Genomic DNA, 3,424 nt, shown 5'->3' on the forward strand with positions numbered 1-3,424 from the left:
GTCTCTAGTCTCTAGTAAACCAGATCGCTTTGGCGTTATATGGTCAAGCCGCACGAGTCATTAGTATTGGTTAGCTCAATGCCTCACAGCACTTACACACCCAACCTATCAACGTCTTGGTCTTAAACGGCTCTTCAGGACTCTCAAGGAGTCAGGGAAGTCTCATCTTGAAGGGGGCTTCCCGCTTAGATGCTTTCAGCGGTTATCCCGTCCGAACTTAGCTACCGGGCAATGCGTCTGGCGACACAACCCGAACACCAGTGGTTCGTCCACTCCGGTCCTCTCGTACTAGGAGCAGCTCTCCTCAAACTTCCAACGTCCACGGCAGATAGGGACCGAACTGTCTCACGACGTTCTAAACCCAGCTCGCGTACCACTTTAAATGGCGAACAGCCATACCCTTGGGACCGGCTTCAGCCCCAGGATGTGATGAGCCGACATCGAGGTGCCAAACACCGCCGTCGATGTGAACTCTTGGGCGGTATCAGCCTGTTATCCCCGGAGTACCTTTTATCCGTTGAGCGATGGCCCTTCCATGCAGAACCACCGGATCACTATGACCTACTTTCGTACCTGCTCGAGATGTGCCTCTCGCAGTCAAGCTGGCTTGTGCCATTACACTAACCGTACGATGTCCGACCGTACTTAGCCAACCTTCGTGCTCCTCCGTTACTCTTTAGGAGGAGACCGCCCCAGTCAAACTACCCACCACACAATGTCCCTGATCCTGATAAAGGACCCAGGTTAGAACCTCAATATTGCCAGGGTGGTATTTCAAGGATGGCTCCACGCGAACTGGCGTCCACGCTTCAAAGCCTCCCACCTATCCTACACAAGCAACATCAAGATCCACTGTGAAGCTATAGTAAAGGTTCACGGGGTCTTTCCGTCTAGCCGCGGATACGCTGCATCTTAACAGCGATTTCAATTTCACTGAGTCTCGGGTGGAGACAGCTTGGCCATCGTTACGCCATTCGTGCAGGTCGGAACTTACCCGACAAGGAATTTCGCTACCTTAGGACCGTTATAGTTACGGCCGCCGTTTACCGGGGCTTCGATCAAGAGCTTCTCCGAAGATAACCCCATCAATTAACCTTCCGGCACCGGGCAGGCGTCACACCGTATACGTCCACTTTCGTGTTTGCACAGTGCTGTGTTTTTAATAAACAGTCGCAGCCAACTGGTCTCTTCGACTCCCGCCAGCTTAGAGAGCGCGTCTCATCACCAGCAGGAGCGTACCTTCTCCCGAAGTTACGGTACCATTTTGCCTAGTTCCTTCACCCGAGTTCTCTCAAGCGCCTTGGTATTCTCTACCTGACCACCTGTGTCGGTTTGGGGTACGGTCCCTGTTGACCTGACGCTTAGAAGTTTTTCCTGGAAGCATGGCATCAACCACTTCCCGTTCTTAAAGAACAGTCGTCATCGATTCTCGGCCTTGAGAACCCGGATTTGCCTAAGTTCTCAGCCTACAAACTTAAACGCGGACAACCATCGCCGCGCCAGCCTAGCCTTCTCCGTCACTCCATCGCAGTCAACAGCGGTACGGGAATATTAACCCGTTTCCCATCGATTACGTCTTTCGACCTCACCTTAGGGGCCGACTCACCCTGCGCCGATTAGCGTTGCGCAGGAACCCTTGGTCTTCCGGCGAGGGGGCCTCTCACCCCCTTTATCGTTACTCATGTCAGCATTCGCGCTTCTGATACCTCCAGCCTGCCTCCCGGCTTGACCTTCAACGGCTTACAGAACGCTCCTCTACCATTCAGAAGACAGATGGCAGAAGACTGAGGACAGATGAAAAAGCAATAAATATTAACTCCAGTTTTTGTGTAAACCGGATAGCATCTTGGCAATGACTTGATAACTTGAACGGTATTGGTTCACTATATCTCGTGATAAGTAACCTAAGTCTTTGGCATAACTTAACCAGAGTCTTATTTCATCGGCAGAACCTATTGCCATGGATACATAGCGTTTAAATTCAGCTTTTGAATAAGCCTGTTTACCAAAGCCTTCTGCTAAATTAGCGCAAATACCTTTACTGGCTCTGCGTATTTGATCAGCTATACCATTGACTTGCTCATGTCTTGGCCACTTTAGGCTTTGATCATGTAAATCCAATGATAAGCGATACGCTTTAGCAAATACTTCAAGATCCTCAACACACTGTATTGTTTTTTTCATCTGTCTTCTGTCCTCTGTCATCTGTCTTCTGAATCCGTAGCTTCGGTGAATAGTTTGAGCCCCGTTACATCTTCCGCGCGAGCCGACTCGACCAGTGAGCTATTACGCTTTCTTTAAAGGATGGCTGCTTCTAAGCCAACCTCCTGGCTGTCTGGGCCTTCTCACATCGTTTCCCACTTAACTATTACTTCGGGACCTTAGCTGACGGTCTGGGTTGTTTCCCTTTCCACGACGGACGTTAGCACCCGCCGTGTGTCTCCCGTGATTGCACTCATTGGTATTCGGAGTTTGCGTGGGGTTGGTAAGTCGGGATGACCCCCTAGCCCAAACAGTGCTCTACCCCCAATGGTGAGACACGAGGCGCTACCTAAATAGCTTTCGAGGAGAACCAGCTATCTCCGGGCTTGATTAGCCTTTCACTCCTAGCCACAAGTCATCCCCCGGCTTTTCAACGACGGTGGGTTCGGTCCTCCAATCAGTGTTACCTGATCTTCAACCTGCTCATGGCTAGATCGCCCGGTTTCGGGTCTACACCCCGCGACTCAATCGCCCTATTAAGACTCGGTTTCCCTACGGCTTCCCTAAACGGTTAACCTTGCCACAGAATGTAAGTCGCTGACCCATTATACAAAAGGTACGCGGTCACCGTCCGAAAACGGCTCCCACTGCTTGTACGTACACGGTTTCAGGATCTGTTTCACTCCCCTCAACGGGGTTCTTTTCGCCTTTCCCTCACGGTACTGGTTCACTATCGGTCAGTCAGGAGTATTTAGCCTTGGAGGATGGTCCCCCCTTGTCCGAAGACGCTTCAGTCAAGATTTCTCGTGTCCCGACCTACTCGATTTCATTTATACCGGCCTTTCGCGTACGGGGCTATCACCCTCTATCGCCGCGCTTTCCAGAGCGTTCCGCTAAACCAACATAAACTTAAGGGCTAATCCCCGTTCGCTCGCCGCTACTGGGGGAATCTCAATTGATTTCTTTTCCTCCGGGTACTTAGATGTTTCAGTTCCCCGGGTTCGCCTTCCGGCGCCTATGGATTCAGCACCGGAATACTCACTTACGTGAGTGGGTTTCCCCATTCGGACATCGCTGGGTCAAAGCCTGTTTATCGACTCACCAGCGCTTATCGCAGATTACCACGTCCTTCATCGCCTCTGACTGCCAAGGCATCCACCGCGCACGCTTAGTCACTTGACCATATAACCCAAAGCGATCTGGTAATTTATACACTAAAAAA

At 51.1% G+C, this 3,424-nt stretch carries 1 rRNA gene; it reads right to left on the reverse strand.

What is annotated here, in order from left to right:
• Window positions 1-39: 39 nt before the first annotated feature.
• Window positions 40-3,384: ribosomal RNA gene (locus V4C51_RS17395) — 23S ribosomal RNA — on the reverse strand.
• Between the last annotated feature and the right edge of the window lie 40 nt (window positions 3,385-3,424).

Source organism: Candidatus Sororendozoicomonas aggregata, from assembly GCF_031528575.1.
Lineage (GTDB): Bacteria > Pseudomonadota > Gammaproteobacteria > Pseudomonadales > Endozoicomonadaceae > Endonucleibacter > Endonucleibacter aggregata.